General features: G+C 63.7%; 21 protein-coding genes. 12 read left to right on the forward strand and 9 right to left on the reverse strand.

The window, feature by feature from the left end; translation table 11 throughout:
- Window positions 1-208: 208 nt before the first annotated feature.
- The 3 genes from KQ661_RS07225 (at window position 209) to KQ661_RS07235 (ending at window position 2,114) form a co-directional block, all read left to right on the forward strand.
- Window positions 209-1,351: a putative sensor domain DACNV-containing protein gene (locus KQ661_RS07225; protein WP_216686019.1), complete on the forward strand. Its 1,143-nt coding sequence runs from the start codon at window positions 209-211 to the stop codon at window positions 1,349-1,351.
- A gap of 103 nt (window positions 1,352-1,454) precedes the next feature.
- Window positions 1,455-1,808, forward strand: coding sequence for a hypothetical protein (locus tag KQ661_RS07230; RefSeq protein WP_216680004.1), 354 nt, complete (start codon window positions 1,455-1,457; stop codon window positions 1,806-1,808).
- Between the two features lie 51 nt (window positions 1,809-1,859).
- On the forward strand, window positions 1,860-2,114 hold the full coding sequence (locus tag KQ661_RS07235) for a hypothetical protein (protein ID WP_216686020.1): 255 nt from the start codon (window positions 1,860-1,862) through the stop codon (window positions 2,112-2,114).
- 88 nt (window positions 2,115-2,202) lie between these two features.
- Here KQ661_RS07235 and KQ661_RS07240 read toward each other — a convergent pair whose 3' ends face one another.
- The 4 genes from KQ661_RS07240 to rluF all read right to left on the reverse strand — a co-directional run bounded on the left by KQ661_RS07240 (window position 2,203) and on the right by rluF (window position 5,783).
- Window positions 2,203-2,703 (reverse strand): cold-shock protein, encoded by a 501-nt coding sequence (locus KQ661_RS07240; RefSeq protein WP_216680006.1) that lies wholly within the window; start codon window positions 2,701-2,703, stop codon window positions 2,203-2,205.
- Window positions 2,704-2,819: 116 nt separating this feature from the next.
- Window positions 2,820-3,797 (reverse strand): 23S rRNA (adenine(1618)-N(6))-methyltransferase RlmF, encoded by a 978-nt coding sequence (gene rlmF, locus KQ661_RS07245; RefSeq protein ID WP_226915752.1) that lies wholly within the window; start codon window positions 3,795-3,797, stop codon window positions 2,820-2,822.
- A gap of 6 nt (window positions 3,798-3,803) precedes the next feature.
- Window positions 3,804-4,649: a hypothetical protein gene (locus KQ661_RS07250; protein WP_216686021.1), complete on the reverse strand. Its 846-nt coding sequence runs from the start codon at window positions 4,647-4,649 to the stop codon at window positions 3,804-3,806.
- Window positions 4,650-4,691: 42 nt separating this feature from the next.
- Complete coding sequence (gene rluF / locus KQ661_RS07255; RefSeq protein ID WP_216680008.1) at window positions 4,692-5,783, reverse strand: 23S rRNA pseudouridine(2604) synthase RluF; 1,092 nt, start codon at window positions 5,781-5,783, stop codon at window positions 4,692-4,694.
- Between the two features lie 137 nt (window positions 5,784-5,920).
- Here rluF and KQ661_RS22755 point away from each other — a divergent pair, with 137 nt between their 5' ends.
- The 5 genes from KQ661_RS22755 to KQ661_RS07265 all read left to right on the forward strand — a co-directional run bounded on the left by KQ661_RS22755 (window position 5,921) and on the right by KQ661_RS07265 (window position 7,637).
- Window positions 5,921-6,085 (forward strand): hypothetical protein, encoded by a 165-nt coding sequence (locus KQ661_RS22755; protein WP_317196077.1) that lies wholly within the window; start codon window positions 5,921-5,923, stop codon window positions 6,083-6,085.
- 15 nt (window positions 6,086-6,100) lie between these two features.
- A complete protein-coding gene (locus KQ661_RS22760; protein WP_317196078.1) occupies window positions 6,101-6,256 on the forward strand; it encodes a hypothetical protein in 156 nt (51 codons plus the stop codon).
- A gap of 76 nt (window positions 6,257-6,332) precedes the next feature.
- A complete protein-coding gene (locus KQ661_RS22765; RefSeq protein WP_317196079.1) occupies window positions 6,333-6,581 on the forward strand; it encodes an SDR family NAD(P)-dependent oxidoreductase in 249 nt (82 codons plus the stop codon).
- On the forward strand, window positions 6,572-6,790 hold the full coding sequence (locus KQ661_RS22770) for an SDR family oxidoreductase (protein WP_317196149.1): 219 nt from the start codon (window positions 6,572-6,574) through the stop codon (window positions 6,788-6,790). Before KQ661_RS22765 ends, KQ661_RS22770 begins: the two co-directional genes overlap by 10 nt.
- 169 nt (window positions 6,791-6,959) lie before the next feature.
- Window positions 6,960-7,637, forward strand: a complete 678-nt coding sequence (locus KQ661_RS07265) for a hypothetical protein (protein ID WP_216686022.1) — start codon at window positions 6,960-6,962, stop codon at window positions 7,635-7,637.
- Between the two features lie 138 nt (window positions 7,638-7,775).
- Here KQ661_RS07265 and KQ661_RS07270 read toward each other — a convergent pair whose 3' ends face one another.
- Together KQ661_RS07270 and KQ661_RS22520 are read right to left on the reverse strand one after the other, a co-directional pair.
- A complete protein-coding gene (locus tag KQ661_RS07270) occupies window positions 7,776-8,258 on the reverse strand; it encodes a DinB family protein (RefSeq protein ID WP_216680010.1) in 483 nt (160 codons plus the stop codon).
- Window positions 8,259-8,338: 80 nt separating this feature from the next.
- Window positions 8,339-9,541, reverse strand: coding sequence for a phosphatase PAP2 family protein (locus KQ661_RS22520; protein ID WP_216686023.1), 1,203 nt, complete (start codon window positions 9,539-9,541; stop codon window positions 8,339-8,341).
- 247 nt (window positions 9,542-9,788) lie between these two features.
- Here KQ661_RS22520 and KQ661_RS07280 point away from each other — a divergent pair, with 247 nt between their 5' ends.
- Together KQ661_RS07280 and KQ661_RS07285 are read left to right on the forward strand one after the other, a co-directional pair.
- A complete protein-coding gene (locus KQ661_RS07280; protein ID WP_216680012.1) occupies window positions 9,789-11,255 on the forward strand; it encodes an aldehyde dehydrogenase family protein in 1,467 nt (488 codons plus the stop codon).
- Between the two features lie 207 nt (window positions 11,256-11,462).
- Window positions 11,463-12,146, forward strand: a complete 684-nt coding sequence (locus tag KQ661_RS07285; RefSeq protein ID WP_216686024.1) for a hypothetical protein — start codon at window positions 11,463-11,465, stop codon at window positions 12,144-12,146.
- 78 nt (window positions 12,147-12,224) lie between these two features.
- Here the strand turns inward: KQ661_RS07285 and KQ661_RS07290 are convergent, their stop codons facing one another.
- Both KQ661_RS07290 and KQ661_RS07295 read right to left on the reverse strand, forming a co-directional pair.
- Complete coding sequence (locus KQ661_RS07290; RefSeq protein ID WP_216680014.1) at window positions 12,225-12,635, reverse strand: hypothetical protein; 411 nt, start codon at window positions 12,633-12,635, stop codon at window positions 12,225-12,227.
- A 72-nt stretch (window positions 12,636-12,707) separates the two neighbouring features.
- Window positions 12,708-13,073, reverse strand: a complete 366-nt coding sequence (locus KQ661_RS07295; RefSeq protein ID WP_216686025.1) for a hypothetical protein — start codon at window positions 13,071-13,073, stop codon at window positions 12,708-12,710.
- A 22-nt stretch (window positions 13,074-13,095) separates the two neighbouring features.
- Between KQ661_RS07295 and KQ661_RS07300 the strand changes: the two genes are divergently transcribed.
- Window positions 13,096-13,437 carry a hypothetical protein gene (locus tag KQ661_RS07300; protein WP_216686026.1) on the forward strand — a complete coding sequence of 114 codons (342 nt, stop codon included), beginning with the start codon at window positions 13,096-13,098 and terminating at the stop codon, window positions 13,435-13,437.
- 186 nt (window positions 13,438-13,623) lie between these two features.
- Here KQ661_RS07300 and KQ661_RS07305 read toward each other — a convergent pair whose 3' ends face one another.
- Window positions 13,624-15,630 carry an FAD-dependent oxidoreductase gene (locus tag KQ661_RS07305; protein WP_216680017.1) on the reverse strand — a complete coding sequence of 669 codons (2,007 nt, stop codon included), beginning with the start codon at window positions 15,628-15,630 and terminating at the stop codon, window positions 13,624-13,626.
- A 158-nt stretch (window positions 15,631-15,788) separates the two neighbouring features.
- Here KQ661_RS07305 and KQ661_RS07310 point away from each other — a divergent pair, with 158 nt between their 5' ends.
- Entirely contained in the window at window positions 15,789-16,313 is a 525-nt protein-coding gene (locus KQ661_RS07310; protein ID WP_216686027.1) for an acyl-CoA thioesterase, read from the forward strand.
- The last annotated feature ends 22 nt before the right edge of the window (window positions 16,314-16,335 follow it).

The following is a 16,335-nucleotide window of genomic DNA, read 5'->3' on the forward strand; positions in this document are numbered from 1 at the left end:
ATACAAGTTGAATGCTTGAGGAAAGCACGAATATTAGTAGTAATCTGCACGAATCGCGAAAATGCGGCAGGGTGCGGGGGCGAGCCCTCCGGGTACGACCCCGCGCCCTACTACCGAAGCCGACACCCCTCCCTCCGAAGCCCTGGTCGCTGCTTTAGGGGCTGATGATGCGCTGTTTGCCTGGTGGGCTCGCCGCGCGTCCCCACCTTTGCCTCATGCTTTCGGAACCCACCTACCTCACGGCGCGCATGGCGGCCCCCATGGTTGTGAAGTCCACTTTGCGCGGCACCGGGCGGCCAGCACTGAAAATGCCGCCCGGCTGGCCGCCCCGCCCGAAACGCAGTGGATAGAGGCCGTGATTGACGTGGCCTTCTGGGCCAGCCTGGGCCGGGAGGAGGGCTACTCGCCGCGCATCTCGCTGGCGCTGCTGCCGCAGGAGCAGGCCCGGCAGCCGCTGGTGTTTGGCCAGCGCCGCCGCCTCACGCCCGCCAACCTACTCAAGCTGGCGCCCGCCGTGGAGCAGCCCGGCCTGCACCTGGGCGTGTGGCACGATGCCGACGGCCTCTACGTGTGGGGCACGGCCACGCGGGTGCCGCCGCTGTGCTTCGTGCTCGAAGTAGTAGAGCCCGGCCTGCTGGTGGTGAAGCACCGCCGCGCCGGCGGTTTCGGCAAGTTTGTGAACGTGGCCGTGCTGCGCGGCGACTACCTCCAACTCGTCGACGAAGGGCACGGCTTCCTCGACGATTGCCCGGCCCTGCGCGCCTTCCTGCCCGGCCGCAGCCTGCCCGCGCCCGATACCGGCGAAGCCGACAATGTGCTGCTGGAGCTGGCCGCCGCCATGCGGGCCCACGGCCGGGGCGGCCTGGTGCTGGTGGTGCCGCCCGGCTCCGGCCAGTGGCAAGCCTCCATCGTGCAGCCCCTGAGCTATTCCGTGGCCCCGGCCTACACCGGCATCCGGGCGGTGCAGCGGCCGGGGCAGTCGAAACGTAAGTGGCAGGCGGCATTGCGGCGCAACATCGGCATTGTGGGCGGCTTCACGGCCGTGGATGGGGCCACCGTCATTACCCGCGAGTACACGCTGCTGGCCTTCGGGGCGAAGGTGGCGCGGGCCCATGCCAGCACGCCCGTCGAGGCGATGGTGCTCACCGAGCCGGTGGTGGGCAGCGAGCCCCGCCACCTGCACCCGGCCCAGAACGGCGGCACCCGCCACCTGGCCGCCGCCCAGTTTGTGCACGACCAGCACAACGCTATTGCCCTGGTGGCCTCGGTCGATGGTTTTTTTACGGTTTTCGCGTGGTCGGCATCATTGCAGCAGGTGCACGCGCACAAGATTGACGTGCTGCTGCTGTAACGACGCGGTGCAACAAAACGGCAACCTTCCGGCGGCCGCTTGCGAATACCCTAAGGCTGCTGCACTGCCGACTTCTCTGGCGCCGCGTATGCTGTTCATTATTATGGCTTTTCCTTTTCAATTCCTGCTGGAAACCGTTTTACCACAACTTCTCATGGGCAAAGACAAAAAGAAGCACTCGAAAAAGGATAAGGCCTCGGATGATATGCTGGAGGTCGCGGCCCAGTCGCTCAAGAAGTTCCGCAAGGTGACCAGGCAAATTTCCAAGCTCAGTACCGGCCAGAAGCTGGTGGGCGGTCTGGCCCTGGCTGCCGCCGGCCTGGCCTACCTGGCCGCCCGCAAAACCGACGATGCTGCTGCTGCTGCCCCCGAGGCCCAGCCAGAAGCCGGGGAAGCTGACGCACCGGCCGCTCCCAAGCGCCACCGCAAAGCACCCAAGCATTTTTCCGAAGAATAGCCGGTGGCAAGCGCCCGCCCGATATCCTATCATCTTCAATCAACCCGCACCATGAAAAAGACCAAAGACAAAGCCGCGAAAAATAAATCAGCCAAGAAGCAAAGCCTGCTCGGCGGGGCGGCCAAATCCCTCAAGAAGCTGCGCAAAAGCAAGCTCACCACAACCCAGAAGGTATTGGCCGGCGCTGCCCTCGCCGCCGTGGGCCTGAGCATGCTGGCAAAGCGCAACGGTAAAAATGGCGCTGAGATAAGCTCCGACACCGCCGCCGCTGAGGACAACCTGGCCGCGATGGACGCCAACGCCTAAGCCGGGCCAGCTCCACGTGAAAGCCCCGCTTCCGAAGCTGTTGCAGCTTCGGAAGCGGGGCTTTCACGTAACGTCAGTCGGTGGGCTACTACTCGGCGGGAGCGGGGGCAGGGGCGGCCGGGGGCGGCGTAGCGCTGGCCTTTTTCACGCGCACAGCGTTGGGGCCTTTGGCACCCATTTCCACTTCAAAATTTACTTTGTCGCCTTCCGAGATGGGGCCACCGGCCAGGCCGTTGGCGTGCACGAAAATGCTTTCCTGGGTCACCGAATCCTTGATGAAGCCGTAGCCCTTCGAATCGTTGAAGAAAGTAACCGAACCGGTGCGGACGGTGTCCTCCGGCTCGCGGTCTTCTTGCTTGGCAATGCTGATGCGAATGTCCTCGTCCTTGATGATACGCTTCTTGGTGGGGTCGGGCGGGGTGGCGGTAATGTTGCCGTTTTCGTCCACGTAGGCAAACATCTCCTCTAGCGGCGCACCGCTTTTGGCGTTGGCCTGACGCTCCGCTTTGCGCTCTTCCTTCTCGGTTTTCTTCTTCGCGCGCTTCTTCTCGTTGTCTTTCTTACCAAATGTCTCTTGAGACCTACCCATAGTTTTTTGCTGCTAAATCTGTTGTGTCCGGCCCTTCTAATTGGAGTAGTAGAAGTGCGCAGACGGGTGTATTGTTACGAAGATACGCAATATACAAAGGCCGCAGTGAGATAGCACTATTGCGCCGCCGCCCACCGGGTTTTTCGCCAGGCTTCCTGCTGCGCGAGCGAGAGAAATGTCCAGGCTACGAGGCGGCTTTTTTTCTGGCCTTGGGCCATTTCGATGGTCCGAACGGTGGTGGCGCCGGCCGTTTGCAGGGCACGGTACAGGCCGGGCAGGGTTTCTTTTTTGGAAACGAGCGACGTGAACCAATAGCTGGCGCGGGGCCGCCGGCCGCTTTCCTGCACCATACGCCGGATGAAGCCGGCCTCGCCGCCCTCGCACCACAATTCGTTGTTCTGACCGCCGAAGTTCAGGACCGGCCGGGGGCCGCGCCCGGTGCCCAGGCCAGTCGTTTTGCGCTGCGAGCCTGCCGCCGCCGCCGCTGCCGAGGCGTGGAACGGCGGGTTGCACATCGTGAGGTCGAATACTTCGCCGGCCTGGATGAGGCCGTCGAAAATGCGGGTGCGGGACGGTTGCAGGCGTGCTTCGATGGACCCGGCCAGGCTGGGGTTGGCGGCTTCAATCTGCTGGGCGGCGCGTACGGCCACGCCGTCGATGTCGGAACCCACGAAGTGCCAGCCGTATTCGCGCCGGCCGATGATGGGGTAAATGCAGTTGGCGCCCACGCCCACGTCCAGTACTGTTATTTCTTCGCCGGGCGGGAGCACGCCGCCGTTGCTTTCGGCCAGCAAGTCGGCCAGGTAGTGCACATAGTCGGCGCGGCCGGGAATGGGTGGGCACAGGTAGCCTTTGGGAATATCCCAGTGCTCGATGCCGTAGAAATGCTTGAGCAGGGCTCGGTTAAGGGCTTTTACGGCGGTGGGGTTGGCGAAATCAATCGACAGGCTGCCGTGGGGATTGGGGCGTGCGAAGGCTGCCAGCTCCGGGCTGGTCTTGCTCAGCAGCGGGAAATCGTAAGGGGCGCGGTGCGGGTTGCGCGGGTGCAGCTGGTCTTTTTCGGCCAGGGGAGGGGTAGCGTCGGGTTTCATCATGGGTAATTAAGTCGTTTTGTAGAGGTACCAGCCGTCGCCCAGCGGCCGGAGCACGATGAGGCCATCGGGCTGCATGGCGGGCAGCAGGGCCGGCTCGGACTGGTAGAGCAGGCCCACCGTGCTGTCGATTTTGCCGCCGATGACAAACGCCAGGCAACTGCCGCAACTAGTGGCGCGCCGCGTGACGCGGCCCAGGTACAGCTGCCGCAGCAGGGCGTGCACGGCGGGGTCGGCGTTGGCGGCCTGCTCGTCGGTGGCTTCGTCGGCCGCAATGGCGGGGTCGAAAAACCGGCCCTTCTCCACCCGGCTCAACACTTCCTGAAAAGCCGCCCGGTGCTGGTAGAAGTGGGCGGCAATGTCGGCGTCGGCGCTGGTCCAGAGGCGCAGATTGCCGATGGTAAAGGCGTGGCTGGCATCGGGGTGCTTGCGGTTGTAGTCGGCCACTTCGGCCGGGGGCATGGCGGCCAGCAGCGCCACCATGGGCGGCCCCAGGTGCGTCATGGCCAGGTTGCGGATGGCCGACAGCTTCCAGCCGTCGGCTTCGCGGTGGAAGTGCAGGTAGAAGTCGCGGCGGCTCAGGGAGTCGCGCAGTTCCACGGCCACTACGGCGGTGGCCGAGTCCTGGCGCACCAGCTGGCAGGCGCGCTGCACGCGGGGCGGAATCTGCTGGCCCAGGGTCTGGCGTTTGGCCTGGTTGGCCACTTCGCAGCAGAGGTAGCTTTTCATGGTGGCCCACCCGGCGGGCGCCACAAACTGCTCGGCGATGACGAGTGGCGGGAGCAGGGGCGCGGGCGCGGCCCATGCGGCCACATTGGGCAGCCAGAGGCAAAGCAGCAGGTAAAAGTGCTTCATGCGAAGGAAAACGGCAAACCGGACAGTGATAATTCCGCCGGCCTAGCGGGGGCGGGCCGGGCCCTTGCGGCCGGCCCCGGATTTGCCCTTGCCGCTGGCGGCTGGGCGGGTGCCCAGGGTGCCGGTTTTGGGCCGGGCGGGGCCGCCTGCGCCGCCGCTTTTGGGGCGCGAACCGCCGCCGCCGCCGGGGCCGGCTTTGGGTGGGCGCTTGGTGCCGCCCAGGCCGGGCTTGGTGCCGGATGCGCCGGGCTTTTCGGGGCGCGGGCCCCACCAGCCGGTGCCCGAGGGGTTGTACATGGTGGGCGGGCCGGGCTTGCGGGGGCGCGGGGTGGGCCGGCCGTCGCTCGTGAGCGTGTCCTGCGGCGTGGCTTTGGTCTTTTTGGGGCTGCGGCCACCGGAAGCTTCCTCGGTGCCGCTCGATTTGGACACCATTTTCATAATGCCGGCCACTTCTTCCGGGGTCAGCTCGCGCCAGTCGCCCACGGGCAGGCCTTTCAGGCTCACGTTCATGATGCGGACGCGCTCCAGCTTCATCACTTCGTAGCCGAAATGCTCCACCATGCGCCGAATCTGGCGGTTGAGCCCTTGCACCAGCGTGATGCGGAAGATGTAGGGCGTTTCCTTCACGATAACACAGCGCTTCGTGACCACGCCCAGCATGGGGATGCCGTGGGCCATTTCGTCCAGCATGCGGTCGGTGAGAATGCGGTCCACGGTTACCACATATTCCTTTTCGTGCTGATTGCCGGCCCGCAGAATCTTGTTCACGATGTCGCCGTCGCTGGTCAGGAAAATCAGGCCCGACGAATCCTTGTCGAGCCGGCCGATGGGGAACACGCGGGCGGCGTGGTTTACGTAGTCCACGATGTTGCCGCGCACGCCCGGCTCCGAGGTGCTCGTCACGCCCACCGGCTTGTTGAAGGCCAGGTACACGGCGTCTTCGGCCTGCTTGGGCTCCAGCTTATGGCCGTTCACGCTCACCCGGTCGCGCGGGCCTACCTGGTCGCCAATCTGGGCGGGCTTGCCGTTGAGCAGTACCGCGCCTTGCGCGATGTAGCGGTCGGCCTCGCGGCGCGAGCACATTCCGCTTTCGCTGATGAATTTATTGAGGCGGGTGAGCGAGGCAGGAGGCATGGGCAAAAAATCAAAAAGAATAAACGCGGCGCACGAGCGCCCCGACAAAGGTACGCCGTGCAGAAACGGGCCGCGCCTTAACCCCGGCCAGGGCCGGCCGTTAACGAAACCATCCATTTTCTCTCAATATCCTATACATGTCTGACAAGCCCCCCATTTTCCCGCCCCAAAGCCAGGCCGCGGGTGCCGGCAAGCCCGGCCTCGAATACAAGATGACCCCCGAGCCCGAATACATTCGCGAAGGCTACAAGGGGAGCGAAAAGCTGAAGGGCAAGGTGGCCCTCATCACGGGCGGCGACTAGGGCATTGGCCGGGTCATGGCCGTGCATTTCGCGGTAGAAGGGGCCGACGTGGCCATTTGCTACTTCCCCGCCGAGCAGCAGGACGCCGAGAAGGTGCGGGAAATAGTGCAGGTCCACGGCCGCTGCTGCCTGCTGCTACCCGGCGACCTGAAGCACCCCGCCTTCTGCTAGGAAATTGTGGACCGCACCGTGGCCGAGCTCGGCGGACTAAACATTCTGGTGAATAACGCGGCCGAGCAGAACTGGCATGATTCGCTCGAAGAAATCAAGGATTGAGGAGCTGGATAGCATCTTCAACCTGAATATTATTGCCATGTTCCGCATCTCGCGGGCCGCCGTGAAGCACCTTAAGGAAGGCGATTTCATCATCAATACGGCTTCGGTGAACGGCTTCAAAGGCAACGAGATGCTGCTGGACTACACCTCCACCAAGGGGGCATCACGGCGTTTACGCTGTCGCTGTCGCTGCAGCTCATCAAGAAAGGCATTCGGGTGAATTCGGTAGCTCCGGGCCCTATCTGGACGCCCTTTATCACGGGCATTGGCCTGCTGAAGCTGCCGCTGTTCGGGCACGACGTGCCCATGGGCCGCGCCGGCCAGCCCTCAGAAGTGGCCCCGTCCTACGTCTTCCTGGCTGCGGAAGACGCTTCGTACTTCTCGAGCCAGACGCGGCATCCCAACGGCGGCTCGGTGGTGAACGCCTAGAGGAGTTAAGAGAGTTATGGGTTGAAAGTTGTGAGTTGAAATATTCTAGATTTTGTCTCATAACTCTCAACTCCTGTTTCGCGGCCGCATAACCCGTGGGCAAGCGCCACCGTATCAGCCCCTAAAAATGGCTCTATGGCCGTTTTTAATTCTTGAATCTGTGCATTCCATGAACTTCAAATTGCTCGGTCTGATGGCCGCCGCCGCACTGGCTACCGCTTCCTGCACGCAGGACAAAAAAGTCGAAACCACCACCACGACCACGCCGGACGCTACGGTAACCACCACCACCACCACCACCACCACCGTCGACACGATGGCCGCTTACGACGACGCCCGCCGCATGGCCGCCCGCGTGGCCGAAGACCTCAAGCTGACCGACACTGTGGTGGTCACGCGCATCGAGAAAACCTACTACACCCGGGGCCGCAAGCTGAACGCCCTGCAGACCCAGTACGCTACGGATACCACCGGCCGCTACGCCGCCATCCGCCAGGTAAACGACGAGGCGGATAACACCATCCGCACCGACCTGAACAGCCCGGACTACTATAACACCTACTCCTCGAACCGCGCCAACTACGGCGACGGCCCCTACTCGCTGACCCCCGGCACGGTAATCACCACCACAACCACTGCCGGCCGCACCGGCAGCAGCGTGGGCCAGGGCTCGGGCGTGAAGAAGCTGGAAAACCAGAACGACGGCGACCACAAAGTGAAGTACGAAAACGGCGCTAAAATCAAGCGCAGTGACGATGGCTCGGTGAAAATCAAGCGCGCCGACGGCACGAAGATTAAAATCGACGAAAACGGTAACCGCACCGTGAAAAAAGGCTTGTTCAAGTAGGCCGGAATTGTCATTCCGATGCGGGAGGAATCTGGTAAATTCGTCCAACTGTGTAAACCAGATTCCTCCCGCGTCGGAATGACAGGCCCACAAAAAAAATCCGCTCCAAATCAGGAGTGGGATTTTTTTGTGGGCTACTCAATGATTGATAATCTGCCGGATATGGTGCTCCAGGTGCAGCACGTAGTCGGCAATGAGCCAGTGCAGGGTGACGGGGTTGGCGTTGAGCGAGAGGCACTCGTGGTCGAGCAGGGCCTCGGGCAGGCGGGCCAGCAGGTGCAGAATCTGATGGTTGAGGCTGGTCCAGAGCGCGAGCAGCTCGATGGCCGGGCGGTGCTGGTAGGCCCCGATGCGCACCCAGGCTTCCTGGTCGTAGGGTTCGAGGCGGAGCGGGGGCGGGGCGAGCTGCGCCGTCACAAAGCGCTGGTAGTTATGCGTGGCTGAGTCGATGAGGTGACCCAGGATTTCCTTGCGGCTCCAGCGGCCGGGGCCGGGTAGCTCCACCAGCTCAGCCTCGGCAAAGGTGGGCCAGTGGCGGCCCAGCAGGGCCAGCTGCCGGGTAAGCTCGGCCTGGCAGGTAGTCAGGTCCGGGTTGGGAAAACTGGAAAGAAAATCAGGCATAGAATAGCGGATTAAAAAGAACGCAGGCCAGCGCCGGGTCAATAATCAACGATAAAAGCCGTCGATTGGGATTGCGGGGCTCAGAGGCGCAGCGACCAGCTGGCCCCCGTGAACGGCCCGTAGGCGTAGGGCGAAAACAAGCCCCGGCGATACCACGGCTTGGGGTGCGACAGCAGCCGGAAGCCAGTGCCGTGTACGGTTGGGTCGGTGGCCTCGGGCTGCTCGACGCGGGTGCGGCCGTTGCGCACCGCAATTTTGGCAAATGCGTAGCCCAGTGCGATGCCCACCGGGTAGTCGGAGGCCCAGTGCACGCCGTTGTTGAGCATGGAGTAGCCCAGCAGGCCCATCAGGCCGTAGCCCACGGGCCGGATGAAGTGGTATTCGGGGTAGTTTTCGGCGATAACCGTGACCGTGGCCATGGCCGTGGCCAGGTGGCCGGTGGGGAAGGCGTCGTAGTTCGGGACGAAGTTCTGGTAGGTGTTGTACGACGGAAACAGGTGCCACTCGCCCCGTTCCTTAGTGGCCACGTAGGGGCTTTGACGGCCGGTGAGGCGCTTCATGGTTTGCACCACCAGGCCGGTGCTGAAAATGGCCTCGCCCAGCTGGCTGGAGGTACGTAGGGCCCGGTTGTCCTTTTTAATGCCGCCGTAAATCCAGAAGCTGCTGGCCACGGTGAGGTGCGTCCAGCCATCGCCGAGGAAGTAAAACGTGCTGTTGAGGTTGTCGGGCACGTTGAACTCGAAGGGTAAATTGGCCGAGCCCACGCTGAAGGGAATATAAATCAACGTTTTCTGGGTGCTGGCCGCTTTCAGGCCAATGCGCTTGCCCACATCCTGGCTCCAGTCGACGAGGTACTGGTCGGCCACCCACAGCGCCACCGAGCCGGCCGCCAGCTCAATAAGTGTTTCCTTGTTCTCCTTGCGGAACGCGAAGCCGGGAAACTGCCCCAAATCGCGCGGAATGTGGTAGGCCCACTCGAAGGGTTTGGGCTTGTCGTAGTGCCAGGTCACGCCCGGGGCCACGGTGTAGTCGGTGATGCGGCCCTTGGCGTCGCGCGGGTGGATGTGCGGCAGCGAGTCCATCGGCAGGGGCGTCAGGCGGGTCGGCTTCGGCTTCTGGGCTTCGGCGGCCAGCGTGTCGGCTGGCAGGGCAGTGGCAATGGCCGAATCCGCAGCTGGCGCTGCCAGCTCCCGGGCCTGCGCAGGGCCGGCCGAATGGGCCAGCAGGGGAACGAGCAGCGCAAAAAACAGCCGCGAAGTGCGGCGGGGATAAAGAGAAATCACGAAAAAAAGTACCAGTAATATCAGCGGGCCGGGCCGGATTTAGCGCCGGCGAGGCGGGTGGTATAGAATGAAAAAACGCGGACCGGAGCCCAAATAGTAAGCCGCAAAGGTAATACCTACTTAACGTTGGATATACCGGCAGCCCAAAACCGACTGCACAGACGCATGGCTACCCGAAATGTTGTGCAAGCCGCGTATCTTTCTGCGGGACTGGCCACGAAGGCTGGTGCAACTAATGGCGATTATCATGCAACCTGCTGTTTTAGTGAATAATGCTGCCGAAGTGCCCGGCGCTGCCGCAAAGCCGGCCAACGAGTTTCAGGCGCAGTTTGATGCCCTGCGCCTGCGCACGCCCGCCCTGCGCGCCGAGGACGTGGCGGCCCGCCGCGCCCGCCTGCAAAAGCTCAGCAGCTGGCTGCACGCGCACCGCACCGACATTCAGCAGGCGCTTCTCACCGATTTTCGCAAGCCCACGGCCGAAACTGACTTAACGGAAATCTGGACCTCGCTGGTCGAGCTCAAGCACACCAGCAGCCACCTCAAAAAGTGGATGGCCCCGCGCAAAGTGGGCGCGAGCATGGCCCTGCTGGGCACCCGCTCCTGGGTGCAGGTGGAGCCCAAGGGCGTGGTGCTCATCATCGCACCCTGGAACTACCCGTTTTACTTGGCCGTGGGGCCGCTGATATCGGCCATCGCGGCCGGCAACGCCGTGGTCATCAAGCCCGCCGAGCAGACGCCCGCTACCTCCGCGCTGCTGCGCCAGCTGTGCAAAGACCTGTTCCGGCCCGATGAAGTGCTGTTGCTGGAAGGCGGCAAGGAAACCGCCACCGAGCTGCTGAAGCTGCCCTGGGACCATATCTTCTTCACCGGCAGCCCGGCGGTGGGCAAGATTGTGATGCGCGCCGCGGCCGAGCACCTTTCGGGCCTGACGCTGGAGCTGGGCGGCAAAAACCCCGCCGTGGTGGACGCCACCGCCGACCTGCGCGACGCGGCCGAGAAAATCGTGTGGGGCAAGTTCCTCAACAACGGCCAGACCTGCGTGGCCCCCGACTACCTGCTAGTGCAGGAAAGCGTGCAGCCCGCGCTGCTCACGGAGCTCACGGCCGCCATTCAGCGGGCCTACAACCCGGCCGGGGCCGGCATCGAGCAGTCCGATTCGCTGGCCCGCATCGTGAACGGGCAGCACTTCGCCCGCCTCGCCGGCCTGCTCGAAGATGCCCTGGTCCAGGGCGCTACCGTGGTCACGGGTGGCACCCTGGACCAGGGCCAGAACTACATCGAGCCCACCATTCTGACCAACGTGCCGGCCACGGCCCGCGTGCTGGAAGAGGAGATTTTTGGCCCGCTGCTGCCCGTGCTCACTTTCAAAAACCTGAGCGAAACGGCCGCTTACGTTAATGCCCGCCTTAAGCCGTTGGCGCAGTACGTGTTCACTACCAGCGCCGAAAACCGCCGCTACCTGCTCGACAACATTTCGGCCGGTGGCGCGGGTGTGAACGAAACCGTGCTGCACTTCGCTCACCCCGAGCTGCCCACCGGCGGCGTGGGCAACTCCGGCCTCGGCAAGGCGCACGGCTACGCCGGCTTCCTGGCGTTCAGCAACGAGAAGGGGGTGATGCGGCAGCGCGTGGGCTTCACCGGCATCAAGGCCATGTACCCGCCTTACACGAGCCGTGTGAAGAAGCTGGTGGCGCTGCTGGTGAAATACTTGTAAAAAAAGTGCCTGCTTTGCTCTTTCGGGGTTGTACTCCGAAAGCCTACTCTGCCGGGGGGCTTGTAGCCCCCAACGTTGGGTAACTGCTGCCGTGCGGGGGCGGAGTGCAACTCCGCGGCCGGGGGCTTTCGGAGTGCAACTCCGAAAGAGCGGGGAAACGGTTCAGAAGCAGCAGGTTGCTTTTTCGGTGGTCAGGGATGAATGGGCATGATGGTTTCCCGATTTTTATATGGTAGCTGGCTGGTTGGGGCCGGCCTGCTTCTGACGGCTTGTGATGAGGGGCTGGAGGTGCGTTTTGCGCAGCCATTTCCGGCCCAGGCAGCCGATATGGCAGTTTTTCCGGCTCGGGACCGGGCCGTGTACACGGCTCAGGATTCGAGCAAGTCGCTGTGCATTGGCCGCACGGCCGTGTGGCGGCAGGAGCTGCAAACCCAACTGCTCAGTCGGCATGAACTGGAATTGGCAAAGCACCGCCTTCGGGCCGATTCTACTTATGAGCAGGACGGACATCTGCACTCCCTGCGCCTGATGGGCCGGGATTCGGTGCGCGACAGCTGGCTCTGGACCGATACCATTTTCACGCTTACCGGCCCGGACGCGGGCAAGCTGCGCCGCTTTCAGGGCCGCTATTACCTGAACCAACCCACCGACTCCGGCAATAAATGGCGAGTCGAACGGTTGGAGATTGATGGCTGGTGCGTCAGGTGGCAAACCTTTGGTAAGGATACCCTGCGCCTGCTGGCGCTGGAGCCCGCCACCGTGCACTACCAGCGCCAGCACGGTGCCCTGACTTCTTTTAAGCTCACGCCCGAGCCGGGTGCGCAAATGCGCCGCGTAGGTCGCTACGCCGGGCTATGGGAAACGGTGGAACAGTATCAGCGCCGGCACTGACGGGAGGCCCAATGGAAGAGCCGCGACGCCTGCCGCTGGCCGATATGTACGACGATACTGACGTGGCCTCGCTGCTTGCTACTTCTGGCGCTGTTGCATCTCAGCGGCCATTTTGCGCTGGTTGGCGATGAACTGTTTGAACTTGGTAGGGCCCAGGGTCTGCTGCAGCTCGCGCTGGGAAGTGGCATTGATTCGCTTCTGCTCGGCCAGCAATTGCGGGGATTTGGGTGGGAATTTTTCCTTGGCGGCGTTGGCCTGCGTCACGGTGTTGCTGAGGATGCTGCGGACCCGGCCGGTTTGCTCGGGGGTGAGCTGGAGGTCGGTGGCCATCACGTCGGCGAGGTCGCGGGCGGCGGTGGGGGGCGTGGGCGAGTCGGCGGTCCGCACGGTTTCGACGACGGGCGCGGGCTTGTCGCGGTGATGGAAGATGGAGCAGCTGGCGGCGGTCAAACTCAACGACAGCACCACGGCAAAACGAACTGGACGCATAAGAAGCGGGAATAGCAATATTCCAACCAGTACGGAAGAAAGGGCCGTAAGGTCCATTCAGCCCCAAAAAACTCAGCGTTGGAACACCGTCAGAATCGTCATGCCATCAACCCGGATATCGTGCACCGGCGTGCCAAACTGCGGCTCATACGGCCAGGGATGCCAGCGGTAGATGCCCAGAAAGTACCGGGCCTGCGCGTGGGGCACGAAGCGCAACCGGGCGCGCTGGGCAGCCGGGAGCAGCAGCGAATTATTGTACAGGATAATTTTCTGGGGCAGTGTATCGCTGACGGCTACGGTGGCACCGGGGTCGTGGGCCAGTACCCAGGCCAGCCCGTCGCGGCCCGCCGCGCCCCAGTAGTCGCGCTCGAACAGGCTGCCGGCCACCGGCCCGGGCATAAAGCTGAAGTAGCCGTATTGGTACGGATGGTCGTGCATCTGCCGAAAAATCGTGTGCGCCATGCCCACCGCCAGCAGCCCGCCCGCCAGCAGCCCGCCCGCCAGCAGCCCGCCCGCCAGCAGCCCGCCCGCCAGCAGCCCGCCCGCCAGCAGCCCGCCCGCCAGCCAGCCCCAGCCGGTACACGGCCCATACCCCGGCCACGAATACGCCGAAGGTGAGCAGGTGCCGCATCCAGCCGGCCCCGCGTGGGTCGTGGCGGAAAAAGGCGATTTCGAGCCCCGCCAGCAGCATCTGGAACACCGGGCCGTGGTCGGCATCGCCGTGGGTAGCCAGCTCGTGGATGCCTGCGAAGTGGCCGGCGGCCAGCACCTGTGGGGCTACCAGTTGGGCCACGTAGCGTAGGCTCATGTAGCCCACCATACGGTCGGCGCGCTCGTCCCAGCCCATGCCGTAGTCGCGTACCAGCAGCGGCCCTAGCAGCAGCAGAATCCCGAAAAACAGGCCGGTCGCAATCCGCCGTTTGGTATCGTCAAGCTTACCCATGAAGTGCCTAAAATCGGCTCCAAAGGTAAAGCCCGGCGGGGTGCATCAGGCCATGGCCGCCGCCTGTGCCTCCACCGGCCGGCTGGCTTTCAGGCCCTGGGCCGTGAAGTGGGCCAGCGCCATGATGGTGAGCATGGGATTCACGCCGCTGCACGCCGGGAAGGCCGAGCCGTCGGCCACGAACAGGCCCTGCACCTCCACGGTTTCGCCGTTGAGCTTGAGGGGGTGGGTGGCGGCGTCGCCGCCCATGCGGCAGGTGCTCATCTGGTGGGCGCTGTAGAGGCCGAACTGGTTGGATTTCCAGCTCAGGTGCGGGAGCTCGTCGAGCACTTCGGGGTTTTGGAGCACGCTGTCTTTGGTGAGCAGCGTGGGCAGGGTGCCGTGGGGCAGATATACTTTTTCGGCCCCGGCCGCGACGTGGATTTGGGCGGCGGCGCGCACGCCTTCCAGCATATTGGCCCGGTCAAAATCCGACAGCGTGTAGTCAATCAGCGCCGCGCCGTTTTTGTCGATGCTTACCCGGCCGCCGTCGCGGTCGCGGGTGAGCACGATGAACGAGCCGAGCTGGTCGGCATCGCGCAGCAGCTCGTGGTGTTGGCGGCCCGAAAGCCAGGGTAGCACCATGCTCAGCAGGCCGGGGTGGGTGGGGGGCGTTTCGAGCTTGGCGCCGAAGTTGGTGCCGTGCAGCATGGTGTAGGTGTCGTTCACCACGCTCATGCTGGGGCCGTGCCAGGAGTTCATGGGGTGGGGGTAGCGGGCCCCTACCACTACGGTGGGGTGCAGGTGCAGGTGGCGGCCCAGGTGCGGGTGCTTCAGGCCGGAGCGCAGTAGCAGCGCGGGCGTCTGGATGGCCCCGCCGGCCACTACCACGCGCCTGGCTTTCACATTGATGTGTATTTGACGGCCGTCGGCGGTAGTGTGCACGGCCACCGCGCCGGTAGCGCAGCCCTGGCTGATGGTCACGCGGTCTACTTTGGTGTCGGCCAGAATACGAGCTCCGTGCTCGAAAGCGGTGAGCAAATAGGTGTTCAGCGTGCCCTGCTTGATGCCGTGGGCATCGCCCAGCGAGGTGTAGCCCAAGCTGCGGAAGTGCGCGTCGGAATCGGTGAGGCCCTTTTCGTTGCGCGGAATCAGCTTCACTTCCTGGCCCAGCTTGGTCGAGCCGTCCCACAGGGCCTGGTTCTGGCCGTTGTGGCGGGCGTAGTTGGTATTCACGCCAATGGTGCGGGCCACGGCGTTGATGCTTTCCTTGAATTCGAGGGTGGTGAAGTGGGGCGCGTCGTGTTCGCGGGCCCACTCCTGCAGCACGTAATCGGGGGTGCGGAAGGCCCCAGCCCAGTTCACGGTGGTGCCGCCCCCCAGGCAGGAGCCGGCCAGAATGCCGATGCTGCCGTCCTGGGTGCTGAGGGTGCCTTTGGCGTCGTAGAGCGTGCCCAGCATGTCGGCTTCGCGCTGGGTGAAGTCGCAGCCGTGGCAGTAAGGGCCTTTTTCGATGACCAGCACATCGAAGCCGGCCTCGGCCAGCTCGCCGGCCACCACGCCGCCGCCCGCGCCGCTGCCAATTACCAGCACATCGCACTCGTAAACAGTGTCTTCGGTGGGGTGCAGGGTGTGGATGGGCTTGGGCGAGTCCACGGGCTGCTCATCGGGGCCGGGGTATCCCACGAAGCCCCAGGCGGCCGGTACTTCGGCCATGCTGCCGCCGTAGTATAGCAGCACGCACAGCTTGCGCAAGGCGTTGAAGCCCTTGCGTAGCTGCGGTAGCTTGCTGCCCGCCCAGCTTTGCAGCAGGTGCTCGCGCTGCCCGGTATCGAGCTTGCGAAACGGTTTCAGCGGCCCGAACCAAGTGAGGCCGAGCACCGGCTTTTCCAGCAAATCGAGCAGCTGGCCAAATTCGGCCTGCGCCCCTTCCGGCTGCTCCCGAATGGCGGCCTCCAGCTTCTCCAGGCTCACGCCGGCCGAGCCGGAGGGACTGCCATCGGGCAGCGGCGGAATAAAGGTGTCGGCCAGGGCCAGAAGGACGGCGGAGCGAGCGGGGGTGAGCGAGAACATATGGTGGGAATTTGAGGTGGTAAAAGGTAAGGGTTTTTCGTGATATGTTAGGCGTGCCGAGTAATTATTGGGGTAGGATGGTAGAACGTCATGCCTCGGCTCCGCTCGGCATGACGTTCTGAATACCGACCTTTGTCGGCCCAAATACCCCGCTGCTCATGTCCAAGCTCGTCCAGACGCCCGAAACCACTCACCGCATCTACTTCCAGGACTGCGACATGCTGGGCCACCTCAATAACTCCCGCTACTTCGACTACTTCCTCAACGCCCGCGAAGACCACACCACCGCGCATTATTCCCTGAACATGGGCGAGCTGGCCCGCGAGCAGAATGCTGCCTGGGTCATCACCAAGCACCATATCAGCTATCTCAAGCCGGCCAACCAGGGCACCACGGTGCGCATTCTGAGCCAGCTCATCCATTTCGACAACTCCAACCTGGTGCTCGAAATGCAGATGCGCAACGAGGACGGCACTCGTCTGCTGGCCCTGCTGTGGTCGGAGATGACCTTCGTGAACATGCCCGCCGGCACCCGTGCTGACCACGCCAACGACCTGATGGACCTGCTCGAACAGCTCGACGTGGACGGCGTGAGCTACGACCCCGACGGGTTTGATGAGCGCGTGAAAGAGGTGCGCCAGGAGCTGAAGAAGCAGCGGCGGCAGGCGGGGGTGGGGGAGTAGGACGGTCAGGGGGTGAGGTGAG

The sequence above is a fragment of the Hymenobacter siberiensis genome (genome assembly GCF_018967845.1).
Classification (GTDB): domain Bacteria; phylum Bacteroidota; class Bacteroidia; order Cytophagales; family Hymenobacteraceae; genus Hymenobacter; species Hymenobacter siberiensis.